Origin of the sequence: Exiguobacterium sp. s75, assembly GCF_018617145.1 — a bacterium.
GTDB classification, from domain to species: Bacteria; Bacillota; Bacilli; order Exiguobacteriales; family Exiguobacteriaceae; genus Exiguobacterium; species Exiguobacterium profundum.
Genome location: NZ_JACSJQ010000001.1, coordinates 202,489 through 221,189, shown reverse-complemented (window position 1 = coordinate 221,189; position 18,701 = coordinate 202,489). Strand labels below are relative to the sequence as shown.

Here is an 18,701-nt window from a genome sequence, read left to right as displayed (position 1 = left end):
CCACCGACGGTTGTCTTTTCTTTTTTCAATCTCTACCGTACATTATAACAGTTCTTATCTGGTAACTATAATCTTCTGTTTGATTTTCCTGAAATAAAATAAGAACTTTTTGTGACAAAAAGAAGTAGAAATGGCGAAACTCCATTCCTACCCTTTTTTCTTATGGATTTGGCGAGTTCGGGTCCGTGATGATCGAACTCTCGGGCTCCTCTTTGTCTAAATAATGCTCCCGTTCCCGTAATTTATAGATGCGAACGATATTCTGGACAACCGTTTTGGCGACCGCATAAAACGGTACAGCGATGAGCATTCCGATGATACCGGCCAAATTTCCTGCCACGAGCAAGACGATGATGATCGTGAGCGGGTGTACTTTTAACGACTTCCCTTGAATGAGTGGCGAGATGACGTTCGACTCAATTTGTTGCACGACGATGATGACAACGATGACCCATAATACCTTGATTGGATCTTGAATGAATGCCACGACCACTGCCGGTGCAGCCCCTAGGAACGGTCCAACGTAAGGGATGATATTTGTTACCATCATGAAGAGTGCGAGCAAGATGGCATAATCTACACCGACGATCCATAGACCGATCAGTGACGTGATTCCAACGAAGAATGCGACGAGCAACTGAGCGTTGACGTAGCTCCGCACCGTCTCGTGCATGTCATGCAAGATGTGACGCGTCTCTTTCTCATAGCTCGAGGGTAAGAGTTTGACGATAGCGTCTGGTAAACGTTTCCCGTCGAGTAACATGTAAAGGAGCATGAACGGGATGACGACAATCGTGATAACCGCTGACGTCACGAAACCAACGACTTGCCCAAATGACGAGGCGATATTTCCGAACAGATCACCTAAGTACGACGTGATGTTCGTCGTCAAGTTACGGAACATCTCGTCATTTTCTGCCATGAAGCGTGCAAAGAACTCATTTTGAAGCAACGTGTCACGGACAGCGAACGCCTGTTTCTGAAGTTCTTTTGCGATACTCGGCATAGAGTTGACGAGCGACGTGATTTGTTCGCCTAAAACCGGTCCGAGAATACTGAAGACAAGTGTAAAAATAAGCACGAGTCCGATCAGTGTGATGGCTACAGCTAGCGTTCTCTTCCCTTTTAAGCGTTTCTCTAAGAAATCGACAATCCCGACCAGAAAATAAAAGAAGAGTCCGGCCACAATAAGCGGAACCGTGACGAGTGCCAAGATGACTTGAATCGGTTCAAACACGAATGAGATCTGTGTCCCGACCCAAATGACTAAAAAGATGGTCAGCGTCCAAAAGAGGGCGCGATACCATTTGTTTTCAAACATGCGTTGCATTTCTCCACCTCGTTTACAATGATGACTATGTACTAACTATGATTATACGATAATTACCCGCTTGCGGGCTGACAAAAACAAAAAGGCGAAGGAATCCCTTCGCCTTCTCCTTATTCGCCTTCAGTGATGAGTGCGTAAATCGCTTTCCATGCCTCGTCTTTTCCTTCTGCCGTCTCGGCTGAGAAGGCGACAAAACGGTCAGATGGATCGAATTGAAGCTTGCGTTTCACCGCCGCCTCATGTTTTTGACGCTGACTCTTCTTGATTTTATCGAGTTTCGTCGCCACAACGATGACCGGAATCTCATAATGTTTCAAAAAGTTGTACATCGTCACATCGTCACCCGTCGGATCATGACGGATATCGACGAGTAAGACGACGCCGCGAAGCGCCTCTTGACTCGTCAAATACTGTTCCATCATGACGCCCCACTTCTCACGTTCCGTCTTCGAGACTTTCGCATATCCGTATCCCGGAACGTCAACGAACATGATCTCATCATTGATGTTGAAGAAGTTGAGGGTCTGTGTCTTCCCTGGTTTCGAAGACGTCCGTGCGAGCGCCTTCCGTTGGCAAATCTTATTGATGAACGACGATTTCCCGACGTTCGACCGCCCGGCAAGTGCCACTTCCGGCAAGTCATGGACCGGGTAATGGTCTGGCGCGACGGCACTCGTCACAAACTCTGCTTTGTTGATCTTCATTTAATTTCCTCCAAATGCTACATCTAGTACTTCATCGAGTGTCGTCACGGGAACGAACGTCAATTTCTCACGAACCGTCTCTTGAATATCATCGATGTCTCGCTCATTATCTTTCGGAATGACGATGGTCGTCAACCCGGCCCGATGAGCAGCGAGCGCTTTTTCTTTCAATCCGCCGATCGGCAAAACACGTCCACGGAGTGTGATCTCACCTGTCATCCCGACGTCGCGATGGACTTTCTTCCCGGTCAATGCGGAAATCAAGGCTGTCGCGATCGTGATGCCGGCCGACGGTCCGTCTTTTGGCACGGCACCCTCTGGCACGTGAATGTGAATGTCTTGTCGCTCATAGAACGTCGGGTCAATCCCGAACCGCTCTGCGTTTGCACGGACATAGCTATATGCTGTTTGTGCCGACTCCTGCATCACATCACCAAGTTTACCCGTCAACTGAAGTTTGCCTTTCCCTGGAGCGAGCGCCACTTCGATTGTGAGCGTGTCGCCACCAAACGCCGTGTAGGCAAGGCCTGTCACCGCACCGATGGAGTCCTCGGTCTCCCCTTTTCCGTAGCGATACTTCGGCTTCCCGAGATACGTGATGATCGCCTTTTTCGAAATCGTGACCCGTTTCTTCTCCCCGATGGCGATTTGTTTCGCGGCTTTCCGGCAGAGTGATCCGATGACGCGTTCTAAGTTCCGGACGCCGGCTTCACGTGTGTAACGACGGACGACTTCATAGAGCGCATCTTCTTTAATCGTCAACTGACTCTTCTTCAATCCGTGCTCTGTCAACTGTTTCGGCACCAAGTGACGCTTCGCGATCTCTACTTTCTCAAGCTCCGTGTATCCACCGATTTGAATCAATTCCATCCGGTCAAGAAGCGGTGCTGGGATTTGTGAGACATCATTCGCAGTTGCGATAAAGAGAACGTTCGACAAATCGAACGGTTCTTCGATGTAGTGGTCCGAGAAGGAGACGTTTTGTTCTGGGTCGAGCACTTCTAGCATCGCGGACGCCGGGTCCCCTCTGAAGTCAGAAGCCATTTTGTCGATCTCATCGAGCAAGAAGACCGGATTTTTGCTTTCCGCTTGCTTCAATCCGCGAATGATCCGTCCTGGCATCGCACCGATATACGTACGACGGTGCCCACGGATTTCCGCCTCATCACGCACACCACCGAGTGAGACACGAACGAAGTGACGTTCAAGTGCCGAGGCGATCGAACGAGCGAGTGACGTCTTCCCGACCCCTGGAGGTCCGGCGAGACAGAGGATTGGTCCACGAAGCGAGTTCGTCAACTGGCGGACGGCCAAATACTCGAGGATACGGTCTTTTACCGATTCTAAGCCGTAATGGTCATCGTCGAGGACGTCTGCCGCATGTTTCACGTCAAGCTTGTCTTCCGTCTCAATGCCCCAAGGAAGAGAAGTGACCCAGTCGAGGTAGTTACGGATGACCGCATACTCCGGAGACGTCTGCGGCACGACGTTCAATCGTTCCGCTTCACGCATGACGTTCTTCCGCGTCGTCTCTGGCAAGTCGAGCGCCTCTAGCTTCTCACGAAGGCGGTTCGGTTCTGACTCTTGCGTCTGGTCTCCGAGTTCTTGCTGGATCGTCTTCATCTGTTCCCGTAAGTAATACTCGCGCTGCGACTGCTCAATCGACTTCTTCGTCCGCTCGCGCATCTCTTGCTCGAGCTCAATCACTTCGACCTCGTGTGCGATGATTTCAAGCAGTTCAAGTCCTCGCTTGACGGCATCCGCCTCTTCGAGCATCGCTTGGCGAAGCTCGACGTCGACATCGAGTTTCGACGTGATATAGTCCGTGAGCGATTCAAGCCGCTCATACATCTCGAAACGGCGACGCTCATCTGGCGACATACCCTTAATGTTTGCGACGAGTTTTCCGAACTGTTCTTTCAACAGACGGACGAGTGCTGTTCGTTCGACCTCTTCCCCTTCTATGAGTTCGACCGGTTCGATGTTGGCGAACCATCCTTCATCTGTCGATTCGACCGAGTCGACACGGACGCGCTCTTTCCCGACGATCCGAACCCGAATCGTCTCGTTCGACAGTTCACTCATCTTCGCAATGTGGACACGCGTTCCAACCATGTACAAGTCTTCCGGTTCTGGAGACTCGTTCCCAGTTTCTTTCTGTGTCACGACAATCAAATCTGTTTCATGCTCCTTTGCGGCAAGGAGCGCCCGAAGGGATAACGGGCGTCCGACATCGATGGTCACACCGATGAGCGGATATACGACGACTCCTCGCAAAGGAAGGATTGGTAATTTTTCCATATACAACGCCTCCTGTGCAAAAAGGCCCAAAACTCGGATGTGCCGAGTGTTTGAGCCTTCTTCGTTAAAGAATTATGCTGTCTCTTTGTTGTCCCCTGTCTGTTCGACAGTACCGTCACGAAGGACGTATTTCGGACCGGCAAGACCCGTAATCGTTTCATCCGTGATGATGACTTTCTCGATATCGTCACGCGATGGGACAGTGAACATCACATCGAGCATCATTTCTTCGATAATCGAGCGGAGACCGCGCGCGCCAGTCTTACGTTTGATCGCAAGTTTGGCGATTTCGATCAATGCTTCGTCTGTGAACGTCAATTCGACATCGTCAAGCTCGAGCATTTTCTCGTACTGACGGACGAGAGCATTTTTCGGCTTCGTCAAGATTTCAACGAGCGCTTCTTCATCGAGTGTCGTGAGCGTCGCCATGACTGGCAAACGTCCGATGAACTCAGGAATCAAGCCGAATTTTTGAAGGTCTTCAGGGAGTGCGCGGGCGAGCAAGTCCTCTTGCGTCAACTCGCGATTCTCTTGATCGTTTCCGAAACCGATGACTTTCTTCCCGATTCGGCGTTTGACGACCGATTCGATGCCGGCGAATGCGCCACCGACAATGAAGAGAATGTTTGTTGTGTCGATTTGGATAAATTCTTGATGCGGATGCTTCCGTCCACCTTGTGGCGGTACGCTTGCTGTCGTGCCTTCAAGAATTTTAAGGAGCGCCTGCTGAACGCCTTCACCGGATACATCACGCGTAATCGATGGGTTTTCAGACTTACGGGCAATCTTATCGATTTCATCGATGTAGATGATCCCTTTTTCAGCCTTCTCGACATCATAGTCAGCCGATTGAATCAATTTGAGCAAGATATTCTCGACGTCTTCTCCGACGTAACCTGCTTCCGTCAAGCTCGTCGCATCTGCGATTGCGAATGGGACGTTCAAGACGCGAGCCATCGTCTGAGCGAGAAGCGTCTTCCCGCTACCAGTTGGTCCGATCATGACGATGTTCGACTTCGCAAGTTCGACATCATCCGAACGGCCGCCGGCGTTGATCCGTTTATAGTGGTTATAGACAGCGACTGAAAGCGCACGTTTCGCGCGGTCTTGACCAATGACATAATCGTCTAGGATGTTACGAATCTCTTGTGGTTTTGGAATGTCTTTGAATTCGACTTCTTCCTCTACACCGAGCTCTTCCTCAACGATTTCATTACAAAGTTCGATACACTCATCGCAAATGTATACACCTGGTCCAGCGACTAACTTACGAACTTGTTCTTGCGATTTTCCGCAAAACGAGCACTTGAGTTGCCCCTTTTCCTCGTTAAATTTGAACATTCGATACACCCCTTCTGTGGTGAAAATGGATGTAAGTGCGATAAATCGCGATTTGAATTTTCTGGTGCGATGCACCGCGAAAAGACATTTTACATCTCTGCGTTGAAATAATTGTAGCATGAACATATTGCGACTTCAAAGAATTACACATGCAATGTGCTGTGACAGAAAAAAGGACGACCGCTAGGCAGTCGTCCCTTCGAATATCAGCTTACTTCGCTTTACCGTTTTCAACGAGGATGTCGATCGCTTTACGGAATTTGAGGTCACCTTTAAGTGTCTCAAGGCCGCCTTGCGGAGCGAGCATCGTACGGAGTTGGTCCGGTGCGATGTTGTAAAGTTTAGACATTTCTTCAAGCTCTTTCTCAGCATCTTCGTCAGATACTTCGATTGCTTCTTTGTCAGCGATTGCTTTCAAGACGAGACGAGCTTTTACGCGCTCTTCAGCTTGCTCTTTCATCTCTTCGCGCATTGCTTCTTCAGAAGTACCAGTGAGCTCGAAGTACATGTTAAGGTCGATTCCTTGTGAAGATACACGTGAACCGAACTCTTGTACCATGCGGTCAACTTCTTGTTCAACGAGAACTTCCGGTACGTCGATTGTCGCGTTAGCAGTTGCCTGCTCTACGAGTTGGTCGCGCATTGTACCTTCAGCTTCTTGTTTCTTACCAGCTTCTAAACGCTCACGGATGCTTGCTTTCAACTCGTCGAGTGTCGAAACAGACTCGTCGATGTCTTTTGCAAACTCGTCGTCGAGTTCAGGAACTTGTTTTGTTTTGACTTCGTGAAGTTTGACTTTGAATGTCGCTGGTTTACCCGCCAAGTTTTCAGCGTGGTACTCTTCAGGGAATGTTACTTCAACGTCTTTTTCTTCACCAGCAGTCATGCCGATCATTTGCTCTTCGAATCCCGGGATGAATTGACCAGAACCGATTTCGAGTGTGTAGTTCTCAGCTGTGCCGCCTTCGAACTGCTCACCGTCAGCGAAACCTGCGAAATCAAATACAGCTGTATCGCCGTTTTCGATTGCACCTTCTTTAACAGCGAGTTCTGCGCCTTGCTGTTGAAGTGCTTCAAGTTCTGCTGTTACTTCGTCTTCTGTCACTTCTGTAGAAACAGCTTCGTACTCAAGACCTTTGTATTCGCCAAGCTCAGCTTCTGGCTCAACCACGAATGTCACTTTGAAAGCGACTGGTTTGCCTTTCTCGAGCGTGCCGTCTACATCGATGTTTTCGAGCGCGATTGGTTCGAAACCAGCTTCTTCAACCGCACCTTGGATTGTGTCGCGGTAGAGAATGTCGAGCGCATCTTGATAGAGTGCTTCTTCTCCATACATTTTGTTGAACATTGGGCGTGGCAATTTACCTTTACGGAAGCCAGGCACGTTCAAGTCTTTGACGACTGTTTTAAATGCGGCGTCAACTGCTTTATCAAAAGCTTCTGCAGGAGCTTCGTACGTGAGTACGCCTTGGCTACCTGATGTTTTTTCCCATTTTGCTGTCATGCTAAGTCCCTCCAACAATTCGTTTATACCGTACAAAAATGTACAACAATCCGTATTATAGCATAAATCCTCGGTAAGCACACAAGGATTTAGTCTAATAACGCCTGTGTAAAGCGAAGATCCGCCTCTAAAATCTCCGCAGCTAAACCGTCGACTGATTCGTCATGTAAAATCGCTTGTTTCGCCTGTACGAGCGCCTGTTCCACATCTTCGGCCGGTACATACGGATAATGCGTATACATGTAATTCATCAACAGCTGGGTCCCGATCTCATCGCCTTCAACTGATTTTTGAAGTGAAAAGACGGTCTTCTCCCATGTTTCAATCTGCGCTTTTGCTTCTGTTCGTGTCATCTTGTTCGAAACGTCCCCATCCGTCCATTCGATGACTTCTAGTTCGGCGAACGCTTTTTCCAACACGATCAGTTTGACGAGCTTCGGACGCTCCGACACGAGCAGTTCATGTAGCACATTGTCGAGCACCGGGTCGATTTGAAAGTGAACATGTTGTAATGCTTCAATCTGTTCCCCCGTACTCCCTCGTGTCAGCGTTCGTTTCAATTTGGCAATTGCCGCCGGAAACTCCGTCATCTTCAACACTTGAAGCACCTGATGTGCTTGTGTGTTGACCGTATCCTTCTTGTCCTGCCATTCGAGATACTGGTTGATCCAGTGCGCCGCTTCAAACGGTTGGTCCCGCATGATGTAATACTGCGCAATCTGCAACCCTCCTGAGGCCGGTTCTTCCGCCTCGGACATATGGATGCCGACAAGTTCCTGCAGCTTCTCGAGTGTCTCTGGGTCGTCCGGCCGTTCCATTGCACATTGGAAGATTTCCATGAAAATAAACGGGTCACCTGGAATCGTCTGATACCAATCCCATAAAATCGGTTCGATCCGCTGTCGTTCCCCAGAAACATCTGCTTCCTGAATCATCTTATGCAGACGCGCCCAATTCCCAGGGAACGGATAGTCCTGATCCTTTTCCTTCTCCATCTTCCCTCACCCTCTCTTCCATTCCCCTTCATCTTCCGTTAGGACGCGATTCCTTGTCAATCGATTTCCCGGAAAATGAAAAAAGAGACGTTCTCCGTAGAGAGCGTCTCTATTTTAATGGAAGCGTCCCAAGAGGGATTCGAACCCCCGACCGACGGCTTAGCTTACCACCATGACTTTCGTCACCAACATCGTGTTGTTTGTAGTCTGGACTATATCTTCACCGTTTCAGGTGCGACACGTGTAGTCTCTACGGAACCTCACGAGCATGATGCTCCTCCATTGATTCTACCTCTACATGCATAGACATTCGAATCAACTCGACCCAATCGGGAATGAGTTTCCTCGGTATTACCATCAGCATCATCTGTTAAGGCTTCACCGATATAGTGTCGTCCACTTTATAGGTTTCTGTTTCCCTATAAAGGCTCCTATTTGTCTTGAAGGCCGTTGCTCTATCCTGCTGAGCTATTGGGACATTGACATGAAAACTATAATAGAAAAATGGTTTCCTGTCAATCGATTTCCCATTCGAAACTCATAGTTTTCCTGCGATGTCCAAATCTTCGACGTGAGAACCGTCTTCCGAGCGATAAAAACGTACCGCTGCTTCCCCGTTTTCTAGGTTAAGAAGCGCATACGTTTTGTCCGAACGTCCCCGTGGCATCCGAATCGAACCCGGGTTGATGTAGACGACCCCGTCCTCGATCAAAGCACCCGCCACATGCGAGTGACCGAACAAGACGACGTTCGCGCCCACTTCTTCAGCCCGGTAACGCAGCCGATTCAAATCGAATTTGACGTCATGATGGTGCCCGTGAACGATTAAGATTGTACCGGCATCCGTCGTCTCGATTCGTTCAAGGGGAAGGTCTCCCCCAAAATCACAGTTCCCGCGGACCGTTCGATACGGCAACAAATGTTCATCGACAAGTGCGAGTTGTGAATCGCCGCAATGGAACGCGTCATCAATCTCCGCCTCGTGTCGTTCAAAAATCGTTGTCAATTCTTCGGTCAACCCATGACTATCACTCACTATTAGAAAACGCATAAGCTTCATCCTTTCATGAATGGTATGATTTCTGCCTCCAGTTTTCGTAGTGCCTGTCCACGGTGGCTGACGACCGCCTTCTCGTCACGCTCCAACTCTGCCGCTGTCTTATGAAGCGATGGGACGATAAAGAGTGGATCGTATCCAAAACCATTTTCGCCTTGTGGGGAATAACCGATTGTCCCTTCGATTGTTCCACGAACGGTCAACGTCTCTCCGCTCGGTTTCGCAAGGCAGAGCGCACAGACGAAACGAGCCGTACGATTCGTCTCTCCGTTCAATTTTTCAAGAAGAAGGGCGTTGTTCGCCTCGTCTGACTTTTCTGGTCCTGCAAAGCGGGCCGAGTATACTCCCGGTGCCCCGTCAAGCGCGTCGACTTCAAGACCGGAGTCATCCGCGAGGACGGCATGTCCAAAGTAAGCTGCCGCCTCCGTCGCCTTTAACGCCGCATTCTCTTCAAATGTCGTTCCGGTCTCTTCCGTCTCTGGCGCATCCGGATAGTCGAGGAGTGACTCGACCTCGAATCCGAGCGGCGTCAACATCCCTTCGAGTTCTTTCACTTTTCCAGGATTGTGTGTCGCAATAATCAACTTCATAATGTCTCCTCCGAACGTTCCCCGACGTACCACCAAGAAGCACCGAGTGCCGCTTCCGCCGTCTTGAATAATGATTCGATGCCGTGTTGCGCGAGCGCGAGCATCTCGTTCATCTCTTGTAGCGTGAACGTCGCCTCTTCCCCTGTACCTTGTACTTCGACGAACCGACCGCTTGCCGTCATGACGACATTCATGTCAACCTCTGCCGCAGCATCTTCTAGGTAATCCAAGTCTAAGACAAGCTCGTCCGTTCGCCCGACCGAAATTGCGGCCACACCTTCTTTAATCGGTGTATCTTCAAGTTTCCCTTGGCGAATCAAGCGATCGACGGCCAACACGAGCGCGCAAAAGCCACCGGTAATGGAGGCCGTCCGAGTTCCACCATCCGCTTGAATGACGTCGCAGTCGACCCAAATCGTCCGTTCACCGAGACGTTCTAAGTCCACGACAGAGCGGAGCGACCGGCCAATCAGACGCTGAATCTCCATCGTTCGTCCCGACTGTTTTCCGCGTACCGCTTCCCGGACAGTACGGTCTCCCGTCGCCCTTGGGAGCATCGCATATTCTGCATTGATCCAACCTTGTTTCTTTCCACGAAGGAAATTCGGTACCCGCTCTTCCACAGTCGCGGTACAGATGACTTTCGTATCGCCGATTGAAATTAATACGGACCCTTCCGCATGCTTGTTCACGTGCGGCACAATCTCGACTGGGCGCAGTTCATCAAATCGTCTCGCATCACGCAATGCCGGTCACCTCGACTTTCTCCGCATGAACCGGACGCCCGAGCCATTCGCTCGCGAGTCGGTCAAATAGTTCGATATCACCCGTCGCATAGAAGGCATGTGCCGGGACTGCATCCAATGCATTCTCAAGTTCCTGATAATCGAGCATCGCAGCCACTTCAAGCGCCGTCTCGTCACCTGATGAGATGAGGTGGACGTCCGGTCCGACCACATCTTGAATGACTGGGGCAAGGAGTGGGTAATGCGTACAACCGAGAATCAACGTATCCATCTCGGATGGCTGAAGTGGACGAAGTGTTTCCTCCACCACTTGACGTACGCGCTCTCCAGACACTTCTCCAGCCTCTACGAGCGGGACGAACGGTGGGCACGCGAGTGAATACACATCGACCTCACCTGCCACGTGACGTAACGCCTTTTCATATGAACCGCTCTCAATCGTCATCTTCGTACCGATGACACCGATATGCTTGTTACGCGTCCCTTTGACAGCCCCGCGGGCACCCGGGTCGATGACACCGATGACCGGGATGTCGAGACGTTTGCGCGCCTCTTTCAATACGACCGCGGTCGCCGTATTACAGGCGATAACAATCATTTTGACGTCTTTCTTTAATAAAAATTCAATCAATTCCCATGTATATGCTTCAATCTCATCGTGCGGACGCGGCCCGTACGGACAGCGTTCAGTATCTCCGATATAGACAATCTCTTCTTTAGGGAGTTGGCGCATCAATTCTTTGACTACCGTCAACCCGCCGACTCCTGAATCGAGGACTCCAATCGCTCGTTTCATTTGCATCACTTCCATTCTCACCTATCTTACCAAAAAAACTCGGACGGAAAAAGAAACGTTCCCATGACAAAAAAAGACGAGGTCGCCAGTGGCGCCTCGTCCCTTACCCGAATTACTGAGCAAGACCTTCGCTAGTGAGCATGTCAGAAAGCGTGTTGATCGCTTCTTCTGCATCTTCACCTTCAGCAGTGATCTTGATTGTAGAATCTTTTGCGATACCGAGTGAAAGTACACCCATGATCGACTTCAAGTTAACTGTTTTACCATTGTACTCGAGGTTGATGTCTGACTGGAACTTAGAAGCTGTGTTAACTAACTGAGTAGCTGGACGAGCGTGAATTCCTGAATCAGCAACGACTGTGAACGTTTTTTCCATGAGATGATGGTCTCCCTTCAAAATTCAATTCTACAGGCGAACCAGCAGAATATTTTTTGTTTGTGAACTCATTATCAAATGATAGCGGATTCGCAAAAATTCTGCAAGCGGTTTTTATATTCCGGAGTCCATTCCGTAGGACGGCCTTCCTTCGTTAAATGAACGAGGCTTGTCCGTCCTGCGAAGAGGAGTTGCTCTCCGTCATATGCCCCGTAATGAATATCACATGAAGTGTTTCCGACCGTCAAGATATTGGCATGCACAGTCAGCTGTTGACGTGGCATGACTTGTCGAACATAGTCACATTGCGCATCGGCGACAACGACGAATCCGTCCTTCAAGGAGAATCCTGTCGCCTCTAACAACTCGATCCGGGCATCTTCGAAATAGATGAACGGAATTGTGTTGTTCATGTGACCATACGGGTCGCACTCCGAAAAGCGAACTTTCACATCGAGCGCAATCCCTCTTTTGACACGTGTTTCCCAACCTGGCTCTCGAAAGTACTTGGTCATCGGCTCGCTTACGCCTCGACCGCAGAACCGGTGCGACCTTTGTCACTACCGAAGAACTGTTTGAACGAGTGAAGCGTCGTTTGACGGTTCATCGAAGCGATTGACGTCGTGAGCGGGATGCCCTTCGGACAAACCTCGACACAGTTTTGTGCGTTTCCGCACTGCATGATGCCACCGTCTTCCATGAGTGCCTCGAGGCGGTCTTCCGCGTGGAAGGCACCTGTTGGATGTGAGTTGAAGAGTCGGACTTGCGAAATCGCCGCTGGACCGATGAAGTCCGATTTGTCGTTCACGTTCGGACACGCTTCAAGACAAACGCCACACGTCATACATTTCGATAATTCGTACGCCCATTGACGTTTATTCTCCGGCATACGCGGTCCTGGACCGAGGTCGTATGTGCCATCGATTGGGACCCATGCCTTCACTTTTTTCAACGCGTCGAACATGCGTTGACGGTCGACTTGAAGGTCACGGATGACCGGGAACGTCTTCATCGGCGCAAGACGGATTGGTTGCTCGAGTTTATCGACGAGTGCCGTACACGACTGGCGCGGCTTCCCGTTGATGATCATCGAACAGGCACCACATACTTCTTCAAGACAGTTCATGTCCCAGTTGATCGGTGTCGTCTTGTCCCCGTTCGCGTTGACCGGGTTGCGGCGGATTTCCATCAATGCCGAGATGACGTTCATGTTTGGACGGTATGGTACCGTGAATTCTTCCGTATACGTCGCTTGATCCGGTCCATCTTGGCGTTCAATGATGAAGCGGATGTCTTTTTGTTCAGATTGCATTGGCGTCGTCATTTCGTCTTCGCCCCTTTCTTCGAGTAATCCCGTTTACGTGGCGGGATTAACGAAACATCGATGTCTTCATACGAGATATCGACTTCCCCATCTTTGTAACGTGCCATCGTCGTCTTCATGAACTGCTCATCATTACGTTCCGGGAACTCCGGTTTGTAATGAGCTCCACGGCTCTCGTCCCGTTTGAGTGCGCCAAGTGTGATGACGCGTGCGAGGTCGAGCATGTGGTCGAGTTGTCGAATGAACGATGCCCCTTGGTTGCTCCAACGTGCCGTATCCGTAGCTGAAATCTTATGGAAACGTTCACGCAATTCTTGGATTTTCTTGTCGGTCGCTTCAAGTTTGTCATTGTAGCGAACAACTGTGACGTTGTCCGTCATGAGTTCACCGAGTTCACGGTGAATCTGATACGCATTCTCTGTTCCATCCATCGCAAGGATGTTGTTGAATCGCTCGATTTCTTCACGTTCGTTGAAGTTAAAGAGCGCTTCTGAGACGCTTTCTGTCGTTTGGTCAAGACCACGCATGTAGTTGACTGCCGCAGGACCTGCTTCCATTCCGCCATGTACGGCTGAAAGAAGCGAGTTCGCACCGAGACGGTTTGCACCGTGCATCGAGTAGTCACATTCACCAGCTGCGAAGAGACCCGGAATGTTCGTCATCTGATCGTAGTCGACCCATAGTCCGCCCATCGAATAGTGGACTGCCGGGAAGATTTTCATCGGTACTTTACGCGGGTCGTCCCCTACGAATTTCTCGTAGATTTCGAGGATCCCACCGAGTTTGATGTCAAGTTCTTTCGAATCTTTATGAGACAAGTCGAGGTAAACCATGTTCTCGCCGTTGACGCCGAGTTTTTGGTTGACACATACGTCGAAGATCTCACGTGTCGCGATGTCACGCGGTACGAGGTTTCCGTAAGCTGGATATTTTTCTTCGAGGAAGTACCACGGCTTCCCGTCTTTATATGTCCAGACACGTCCACCTTCTCCACGAGCCGACTCACTCATGAGACGAAGTTTGTCGTCCCCAGGAATCGCCGTCGGGTGAATTTGGATGAACTCCCCGTTCGCGTAGACCGCGCCTTGGCGGTAAACCGCTGCCGCTGCTTGACCGGTGTTGATGACCGAGTTAGTCGATTTACCGAAGATGACCCCTGGGCCACCTGTCGCCAAGATGACCGCATCCGATGGGAACGCTTTAATTTCCATCGAGCGCAAATCTTGACATACCGCGCCACGGCAGATGCCTTCTTCGTCGATGACGGCGCGAAGGAACTCCCATCCTTCATATTTTTCGACGAGACCTTGCGCTTCGTAACGACGAACCTGCTCATCGAGTGCATAGAGAAGTTGCTGTCCTGTCGTCGCTCCAGCGTATGCCGTACGGTGGTGAAGGGTTCCACCGAAACGACGGAAGTCTAAGAGACCTTCTGGCGTACGGTTGAACATGACGCCCATCCGGTCGAACATGTGAATGATTTTCGGAGCATTCTCCGCCATCTTTTGGACAGGCGGTTGGTTGGCGAGGAAGTCGCCTCCGTAGACCGTGTCGTCAAAGTGTTGCCAAGGAGAGTCACCTTCCCCTTTCGTGTTGACGGCCCCGTTAATCCCACCTTGGGCACAAACTGAATGTGAACGCTTGACCGGTACAAGCGAGAATAGTTTTACCGGAACACCCATCTCTGCCGACTTGATTGTCGCCATGAGTCCAGCTAGACCGCCACCGATGACGATCAAACTTTGATTTGCCATGTAAAATTCCCCCTAATTACAAGATGCCTGCAAACGTCAAAATCGAACGGATGCCGACAAAAGATAGTGCCAAGAACACGACACCTGATACGTAGCTCATGAGACGTTGCGAACGAGGTGACTGTGTGATACCCCACGTGATCGAGAACGACCAAAGACCGTTCGCGAAGTGGAACGTAGCCGAAAGGATTCCGACTATGTAGAAGATCAACATGAGCGGGTTGTCGACGATGTTTTGCATCATCTCCGCATTGACTTCTACCCCGCGCAATTTCGCAAGACGCGTTTCCCAAACGTGCCAAGCGATGAAGATCACGAGGAAGACTCCTGTGAAACGTTGGAAGAGATACAACCAGTTGCGTGCGTATGAATAGCGGTTCGAGTTGATCGACCCGAGAAACGCATAGTACACGCCGTACACCCCGTGGAAAATCATCGGCAATGCGATAATTGTCACTTCAAGGAAGTACAAATACGGTAAGTTCCCCATGAATTTTGCTGCTTTGTTGAATGACTCCACCCCATCGACGATGTAGTAGTTGACCGACAAATGGACGATCAAAAACAAACCGATTGGAATGACCCCAAGTAGCGAATGGACTTTACGACTGAAGTAGTCACGATGCGCTGCCATTCTAGTTCCCCCTTTTCACGAGCATTGGCTCGTATTGTCAATAAAAGCGTTTTCAAATGCAGATATAGCTTTCTGTCTCCTATTCTACTCTTGTGAAAATTGTATGACAAGACAACCTAGCCGATTTGTGCCACATTCTTTTCAAAAATACAGGATGACCAAATTCCAATTGGTCGTTATAATGATATAGAGAGATTGGAGTGATGGGATAGAATGGAAACGATGAGCCAACCAATTTTCGCGATTGAACTGCTTCGCGACTATGTGTTGACGGATTTGCTTGGCGAAGATTACGCCCAAGTCATCTATTGGTCAGGAAAACGGGTCGCCCGTAAGTTCCCGACGATGTCCGACGATGAACTGACTGCCTTCTTCGCAGAGGCAGGTTGGGGAGAGTTGAGAATCAAGAAGGAACGTGGGAGCAAATTTACATATGAATTGATCCCACCACCTGCGACTCAGGCCAAAGCGACAGGTTATTATCAGCTTGAAGCTGGATTTTTAGCTGAACAGATTGCAGGTCGTTTCCAGTGCGTCGCGGAAGGTTACGCCGATCCAACCCGAAAAGCTGTCCAAATCACCGTCCAACTAGACCGAAAAGACGACTACAAATAAGAGTCGATGCCAACGCATCGACTCTTATTTTTGTTTCTGCTGAAGTTGTTGACGCATGTAGCGACGGAATTCATTGAGTTCTTGTCGATGAAACGTCACACTTCCCCCTTCATAGCTCCGAGTCGCCTTACGAACAACTTCGACAATATTTCCTGGAAAATGTCCGTTATTCACTAACCAATGGAGTGCTTCTTGTTTTGAGAGCAGAACACGTTCTTGTTCATAGGCCAGGCCACGTATCAAGTTCAATACGCTATACACCGTCTGTTCTTCAATCGAGTCAAGACAGTCGAGCGCATCCGCTCGAATCGCATCAGAAAAATGAGCTGAATCAAATCCAGAAAGGAGTTTATGAAGTGGTTGCCCTCGCCATGTGATACCACGCTCTAAAATCACTTGGACGTGAGCCGCCAAATCAGGATCGGTGAATCCTTGTTGCAATTCGGTTCTTTCTTCCCTACTAGCTTCTTCAAAACGTGAACGCCACCCTTCACTATAGTGAAACTCAAAAGAACTTGGATGATACCAATCTTTTAGCTGCGCCATCGTCATGATGCTCAGTTCGAGCGGATATGGTTCGTTGGAGTACGAGAGACAGCAGTCGATGAGTTTTTGTCGTTCCTCCCGAGTCAATGCGTTTGATACGACGAGCAACAAATCTACATCACTTCGTTTCGGATGAAAACCACCCATCGCTAATGATCCATGAATATATATATGCTGAACGGTTGGTAGAAATTCATCAATCGCTCTCACGAATGAAGCGATTGTATTCTCCACGTCTGTCGTAATCTGTCTCATTCATCCGTCTCCTCATGCACGTATTGAAGCACGGTCTCCGCTAATTTTTCCGGCAATCCCGCTTCCTTCAATTGTTCGAGCGATGCCAGACGGATTTGTTTCATCGACCCGAAATGGCGGATAAGCTGTTGACGGCGTTTCGGACCGACACCCGGAATCTCATCGAGGATCGACTTCGTCATCTTCTTCGTCCGTAAGCTGCGGTGGAACGTGATGGCGAAACGGTGGACCTCATCTTGCATCCGCTGCAACAGATAAAAAGCGCTCGAGCGTGGATGGAGCTCGACAACGCCCCCACCTTCTCCGAATAACAGTTGGCTCGTTCGATGTCGGTCATCCTTTTTGAGCGAGCCAACCGGCAAGTCGAGCCCGAACTCGTTTTGGATGACGTCGAGCGCCGCGTTTAATTGTCCAATCCCCCCATCGATCAGTAGGAGATCGGGTAATCGCTTGTCTTCCGTCAAAAGACGGCGGAATCGTCGACGGACGACTTCACGCATCGTCTCGTAATCATCCGGTCCTTGAACCGTCCGAATCTTGTATTTCCGATATTCTTTTTTGAGTGGCTTCCCGTCTTCAAAGACGACGAGCGCCGACACGGCGTCCGCCCCCTGGATGTTCGCGTTGTCGATGATGTCGACACGTGACAAGTTGGGGATGCCGATTACTTCCCCGAGTTCACGCATCGCGAGCAACGTCCGCTCTTCATCTCGGGCGAGCAACTCGAACTTCTCGTTTAAGGCGATTGTCGCATTCTTCGTTGCTAAATCAAGCAACTGTTTCTTTGCCCCTCGTTTCGGCTGCATCACTTTCGTTCCGATGGCGTCATTCAGTAAATCGAGCCGGACCGTCTCGGGTACGAGAATTTCTTTTGGCACGACGTTTTGTTCATAGAACTGAACGATGAAACTTTCGAGTTCTTCCGAAGGCTCTCCATGCATCGGGAAGAGCGAGACATCTCGCTCAATCATCTTCCCGCCACGCATATAGAATACTTGGACGCACATCCAGCCTCGGTCGAGCGTATAGCCGAAGACGTCACGGGCCGTCGGGTCGGCCGTGATCATGTTCTGTTTGTTCATAATCGATTCGACTGCTCGAATTTGATCGCGTAGTTCAGCCGCCCGCTCGAACTGCATATCCTCAGCGGCACGTCCCATCTCGACGTTCAGCTTCGTGAGCGTTTCAGCCGTCTCCCCGTTCAAGAAGCGCCGGATCTCATTGACGATCTCTTTTTGCGAATCCGTATCGACCGCCAGCTCACAAGGACCTAAACATTGCCCGATATGATAATACAGACAGAGTTTCTTAGGCATCGGCTGACATTTCCGCAGCGGATACAGTTTATCGAGTAGACGTTTCGTCTCGTTCGCCGCATAGGCGTTCGGATACGGTCCGAAGTAATGTCCGCCGTCTTTTTTCAATTTCCGCGTCGTCAATAGACGCGGATATGGTTCGTTCGTAATCTTGATATATGGGTACGTTTTGTCGTCTTTGAGGCGAATGTTGTACTTCGGGTCGTGCTTTTTGATGAGCGTCATTTCGAGTAATAACGCCTCGAGTTCACTCGCCGTCACGATGTACTCGAAGTCACGAATCTCTGCGACGAGACGCATCGTCTTGATGTCGTGTGCGCCCGTGAAGTAAGAACGGACCCGATTCTTGAGGTTTTTCGCCTTCCCTACATAGATGACCTCACCATATTCGTTTTTATGCAGATAACAACCCGGCTCGTCCGGGAGCAGCGCTAATTTATGTTTAATGTGGTCGGTATGACTCAATTCCATTCACCTCAGTTTAGCTTCCTCCTGGACGGGAAAAAGAGTGTGATAT

18 protein-coding genes are annotated in these 18,701 nt (G+C 49.9%); 1 reads left to right on the top strand and 17 read right to left on the bottom strand.

The window, feature by feature from the left end; all coding sequences use genetic code 11:
• Window positions 1-160: 160 nt before the first annotated feature.
• From KNO68_RS01135 to KNO68_RS01065, 15 genes are all read right to left on the bottom strand, one after another.
• Window positions 161-1,330: an AI-2E family transporter gene (locus KNO68_RS01135; protein ID WP_078146535.1), complete on the bottom strand. Its 1,170-nt coding sequence runs from the start codon at window positions 1,328-1,330 to the stop codon at window positions 161-163.
• Window positions 1,331-1,440: 110 nt separating this feature from the next.
• The gene (gene yihA, locus KNO68_RS01130) at window positions 1,441-2,034 is read right to left on the bottom strand and encodes a ribosome biogenesis GTP-binding protein YihA/YsxC (protein WP_078146534.1); all 594 of its coding nucleotides are present in this window, start codon (window positions 2,032-2,034) and stop codon (window positions 1,441-1,443) included.
• Complete coding sequence (gene lon, locus KNO68_RS01125; RefSeq protein WP_215111934.1) at window positions 2,035-4,335, bottom strand: endopeptidase La; 2,301 nt, start codon at window positions 4,333-4,335, stop codon at window positions 2,035-2,037.
• Window positions 4,336-4,407: 72 nt separating this feature from the next.
• On the bottom strand, window positions 4,408-5,676 hold the full coding sequence (gene clpX, locus KNO68_RS01120; protein ID WP_015881113.1) for an ATP-dependent protease ATP-binding subunit ClpX: 1,269 nt from the start codon (window positions 5,674-5,676) through the stop codon (window positions 4,408-4,410).
• A 211-nt stretch (window positions 5,677-5,887) separates the two neighbouring features.
• The gene (gene tig, locus KNO68_RS01115) at window positions 5,888-7,180 is read right to left on the bottom strand and encodes a trigger factor (RefSeq protein ID WP_015881112.1); all 1,293 of its coding nucleotides are present in this window, start codon (window positions 7,178-7,180) and stop codon (window positions 5,888-5,890) included.
• An 89-nt stretch (window positions 7,181-7,269) separates the two neighbouring features.
• The gene (locus tag KNO68_RS01110) at window positions 7,270-8,175 is read right to left on the bottom strand and encodes a hypothetical protein (protein WP_215111933.1); all 906 of its coding nucleotides are present in this window, start codon (window positions 8,173-8,175) and stop codon (window positions 7,270-7,272) included.
• Window positions 8,176-8,713: 538 nt separating this feature from the next.
• Window positions 8,714-9,226, bottom strand: coding sequence for a metallophosphoesterase family protein (locus KNO68_RS01105; protein ID WP_214734006.1), 513 nt, complete (start codon window positions 9,224-9,226; stop codon window positions 8,714-8,716).
• 5 nt (window positions 9,227-9,231) lie between these two features.
• Window positions 9,232-9,822, bottom strand: coding sequence for an XTP/dITP diphosphatase (locus KNO68_RS01100; RefSeq protein ID WP_074037535.1), 591 nt, complete (start codon window positions 9,820-9,822; stop codon window positions 9,232-9,234).
• Window positions 9,819-10,568 (bottom strand): ribonuclease PH, encoded by a 750-nt coding sequence (rph, locus tag KNO68_RS01095; RefSeq protein WP_214734005.1) that lies wholly within the window; start codon window positions 10,566-10,568, stop codon window positions 9,819-9,821. The genes KNO68_RS01100 and rph overlap by 4 nt, the downstream gene beginning before the upstream one ends.
• Window positions 10,561-11,364 carry a glutamate racemase gene (racE, locus tag KNO68_RS01090; protein WP_285222488.1) on the bottom strand — a complete coding sequence of 268 codons (804 nt, stop codon included), beginning with the start codon at window positions 11,362-11,364 and terminating at the stop codon, window positions 10,561-10,563. The genes rph and racE overlap by 8 nt, the downstream gene beginning before the upstream one ends.
• A gap of 112 nt (window positions 11,365-11,476) precedes the next feature.
• The gene (locus tag KNO68_RS01085; RefSeq protein WP_015881106.1) at window positions 11,477-11,740 is read right to left on the bottom strand and encodes a phosphocarrier protein HPr; all 264 of its coding nucleotides are present in this window, start codon (window positions 11,738-11,740) and stop codon (window positions 11,477-11,479) included.
• Between the two features lie 74 nt (window positions 11,741-11,814).
• On the bottom strand, window positions 11,815-12,255 hold the full coding sequence (locus KNO68_RS01080; protein WP_015881105.1) for an acyl-CoA thioesterase: 441 nt from the start codon (window positions 12,253-12,255) through the stop codon (window positions 11,815-11,817).
• An 8-nt stretch (window positions 12,256-12,263) separates the two neighbouring features.
• A complete protein-coding gene (gene sdhB / locus KNO68_RS01075) occupies window positions 12,264-13,052 on the bottom strand; it encodes a succinate dehydrogenase iron-sulfur subunit (protein WP_193343274.1) in 789 nt (262 codons plus the stop codon).
• An 8-nt stretch (window positions 13,053-13,060) separates the two neighbouring features.
• On the bottom strand, window positions 13,061-14,818 hold the full coding sequence (sdhA, locus tag KNO68_RS01070) for a succinate dehydrogenase flavoprotein subunit (protein ID WP_214684756.1): 1,758 nt from the start codon (window positions 14,816-14,818) through the stop codon (window positions 13,061-13,063).
• A 16-nt stretch (window positions 14,819-14,834) separates the two neighbouring features.
• Entirely contained in the window at window positions 14,835-15,452 is a 618-nt protein-coding gene (locus tag KNO68_RS01065) for a succinate dehydrogenase cytochrome b558 subunit (protein WP_074032764.1), read from the bottom strand.
• A 222-nt stretch (window positions 15,453-15,674) separates the two neighbouring features.
• On the opposite strand from KNO68_RS01065, the gene KNO68_RS01060 reads away from it, so the two are divergent.
• Window positions 15,675-16,067, top strand: a complete 393-nt coding sequence (locus tag KNO68_RS01060) for a YslB family protein (RefSeq protein WP_251024814.1) — start codon at window positions 15,675-15,677, stop codon at window positions 16,065-16,067.
• A 24-nt stretch (window positions 16,068-16,091) separates the two neighbouring features.
• Here KNO68_RS01060 and KNO68_RS01055 read toward each other — a convergent pair whose 3' ends face one another.
• Window positions 16,092-16,868 (bottom strand): aminoglycoside adenylyltransferase domain-containing protein, encoded by a 777-nt coding sequence (locus tag KNO68_RS01055; RefSeq protein ID WP_215111932.1) that lies wholly within the window; start codon window positions 16,866-16,868, stop codon window positions 16,092-16,094.
• On the bottom strand, window positions 16,865-18,655 hold the full coding sequence (gene uvrC / locus KNO68_RS01050) for an excinuclease ABC subunit UvrC (protein WP_215111931.1): 1,791 nt from the start codon (window positions 18,653-18,655) through the stop codon (window positions 16,865-16,867). Before uvrC ends, KNO68_RS01055 begins: the two co-directional genes overlap by 4 nt.
• Window positions 18,656-18,701: the final 46 nt, after the last annotated feature.

Coding starts and splice junctions, on each gene's coding strand:
- KNO68_RS01135 (WP_078146535.1), bottom strand. CDS start 1,330: ATGCAACGCATGTTTGAAAACAAATGGTATCGCGCCCTCTTTTGGACG.
- tig (WP_015881112.1), bottom strand. CDS start 7,180: ATGACAGCAAAATGGGAAAAAACATCAGGTAGCCAAGGCGTACTCACG.
- uvrC (WP_215111931.1), bottom strand. CDS start 18,655: ATGGAATTGAGTCATACCGACCACATTAAACATAAATTAGCGCTGCTC.
- lon (WP_215111934.1), bottom strand. CDS start 4,335: ATGGAAAAATTACCAATCCTTCCTTTGCGAGGAGTCGTCGTATATCCG.
- KNO68_RS01060 (WP_251024814.1), top strand. CDS start 15,675: ATGAGCCAACCAATTTTCGCGATTGAACTGCTTCGCGACTATGTGTTG.
- KNO68_RS01065 (WP_074032764.1), bottom strand. CDS start 15,452: ATGGCAGCGCATCGTGACTACTTCAGTCGTAAAGTCCATTCGCTACTT.
- KNO68_RS01055 (WP_215111932.1), bottom strand. CDS start 16,868: ATGAGACAGATTACGACAGACGTGGAGAATACAATCGCTTCATTCGTG.
- KNO68_RS01080 (WP_015881105.1), bottom strand. CDS start 12,255: ATGACCAAGTACTTTCGAGAGCCAGGTTGGGAAACACGTGTCAAAAGA.
- KNO68_RS01085 (WP_015881106.1), bottom strand. CDS start 11,740: ATGGAAAAAACGTTCACAGTCGTTGCTGATTCAGGAATTCACGCTCGT.
- KNO68_RS01105 (WP_214734006.1), bottom strand. CDS start 9,226: ATGCGTTTTCTAATAGTGAGTGATAGTCATGGGTTGACCGAAGAATTG.
- yihA (WP_078146534.1), bottom strand. CDS start 2,034: ATGAAGATCAACAAAGCAGAGTTTGTGACGAGTGCCGTCGCGCCAGAC.
- sdhB (WP_193343274.1), bottom strand. CDS start 13,052: ATGCAATCTGAACAAAAAGACATCCGCTTCATCATTGAACGCCAAGAT.
- racE (WP_285222488.1), bottom strand. CDS start 11,364: ATGAAACGAGCGATTGGAGTCCTCGATTCAGGAGTCGGCGGGTTGACG.
- KNO68_RS01110 (WP_215111933.1), bottom strand. CDS start 8,175: ATGGAGAAGGAAAAGGATCAGGACTATCCGTTCCCTGGGAATTGGGCG.
- sdhA (WP_214684756.1), bottom strand. CDS start 14,818: ATGGCAAATCAAAGTTTGATCGTCATCGGTGGCGGTCTAGCTGGACTC.
- clpX (WP_015881113.1), bottom strand. CDS start 5,676: ATGTTCAAATTTAACGAGGAAAAGGGGCAACTCAAGTGCTCGTTTTGC.
- KNO68_RS01100 (WP_074037535.1), bottom strand. CDS start 9,822: ATGAAGTTGATTATTGCGACACACAATCCTGGAAAAGTGAAAGAACTC.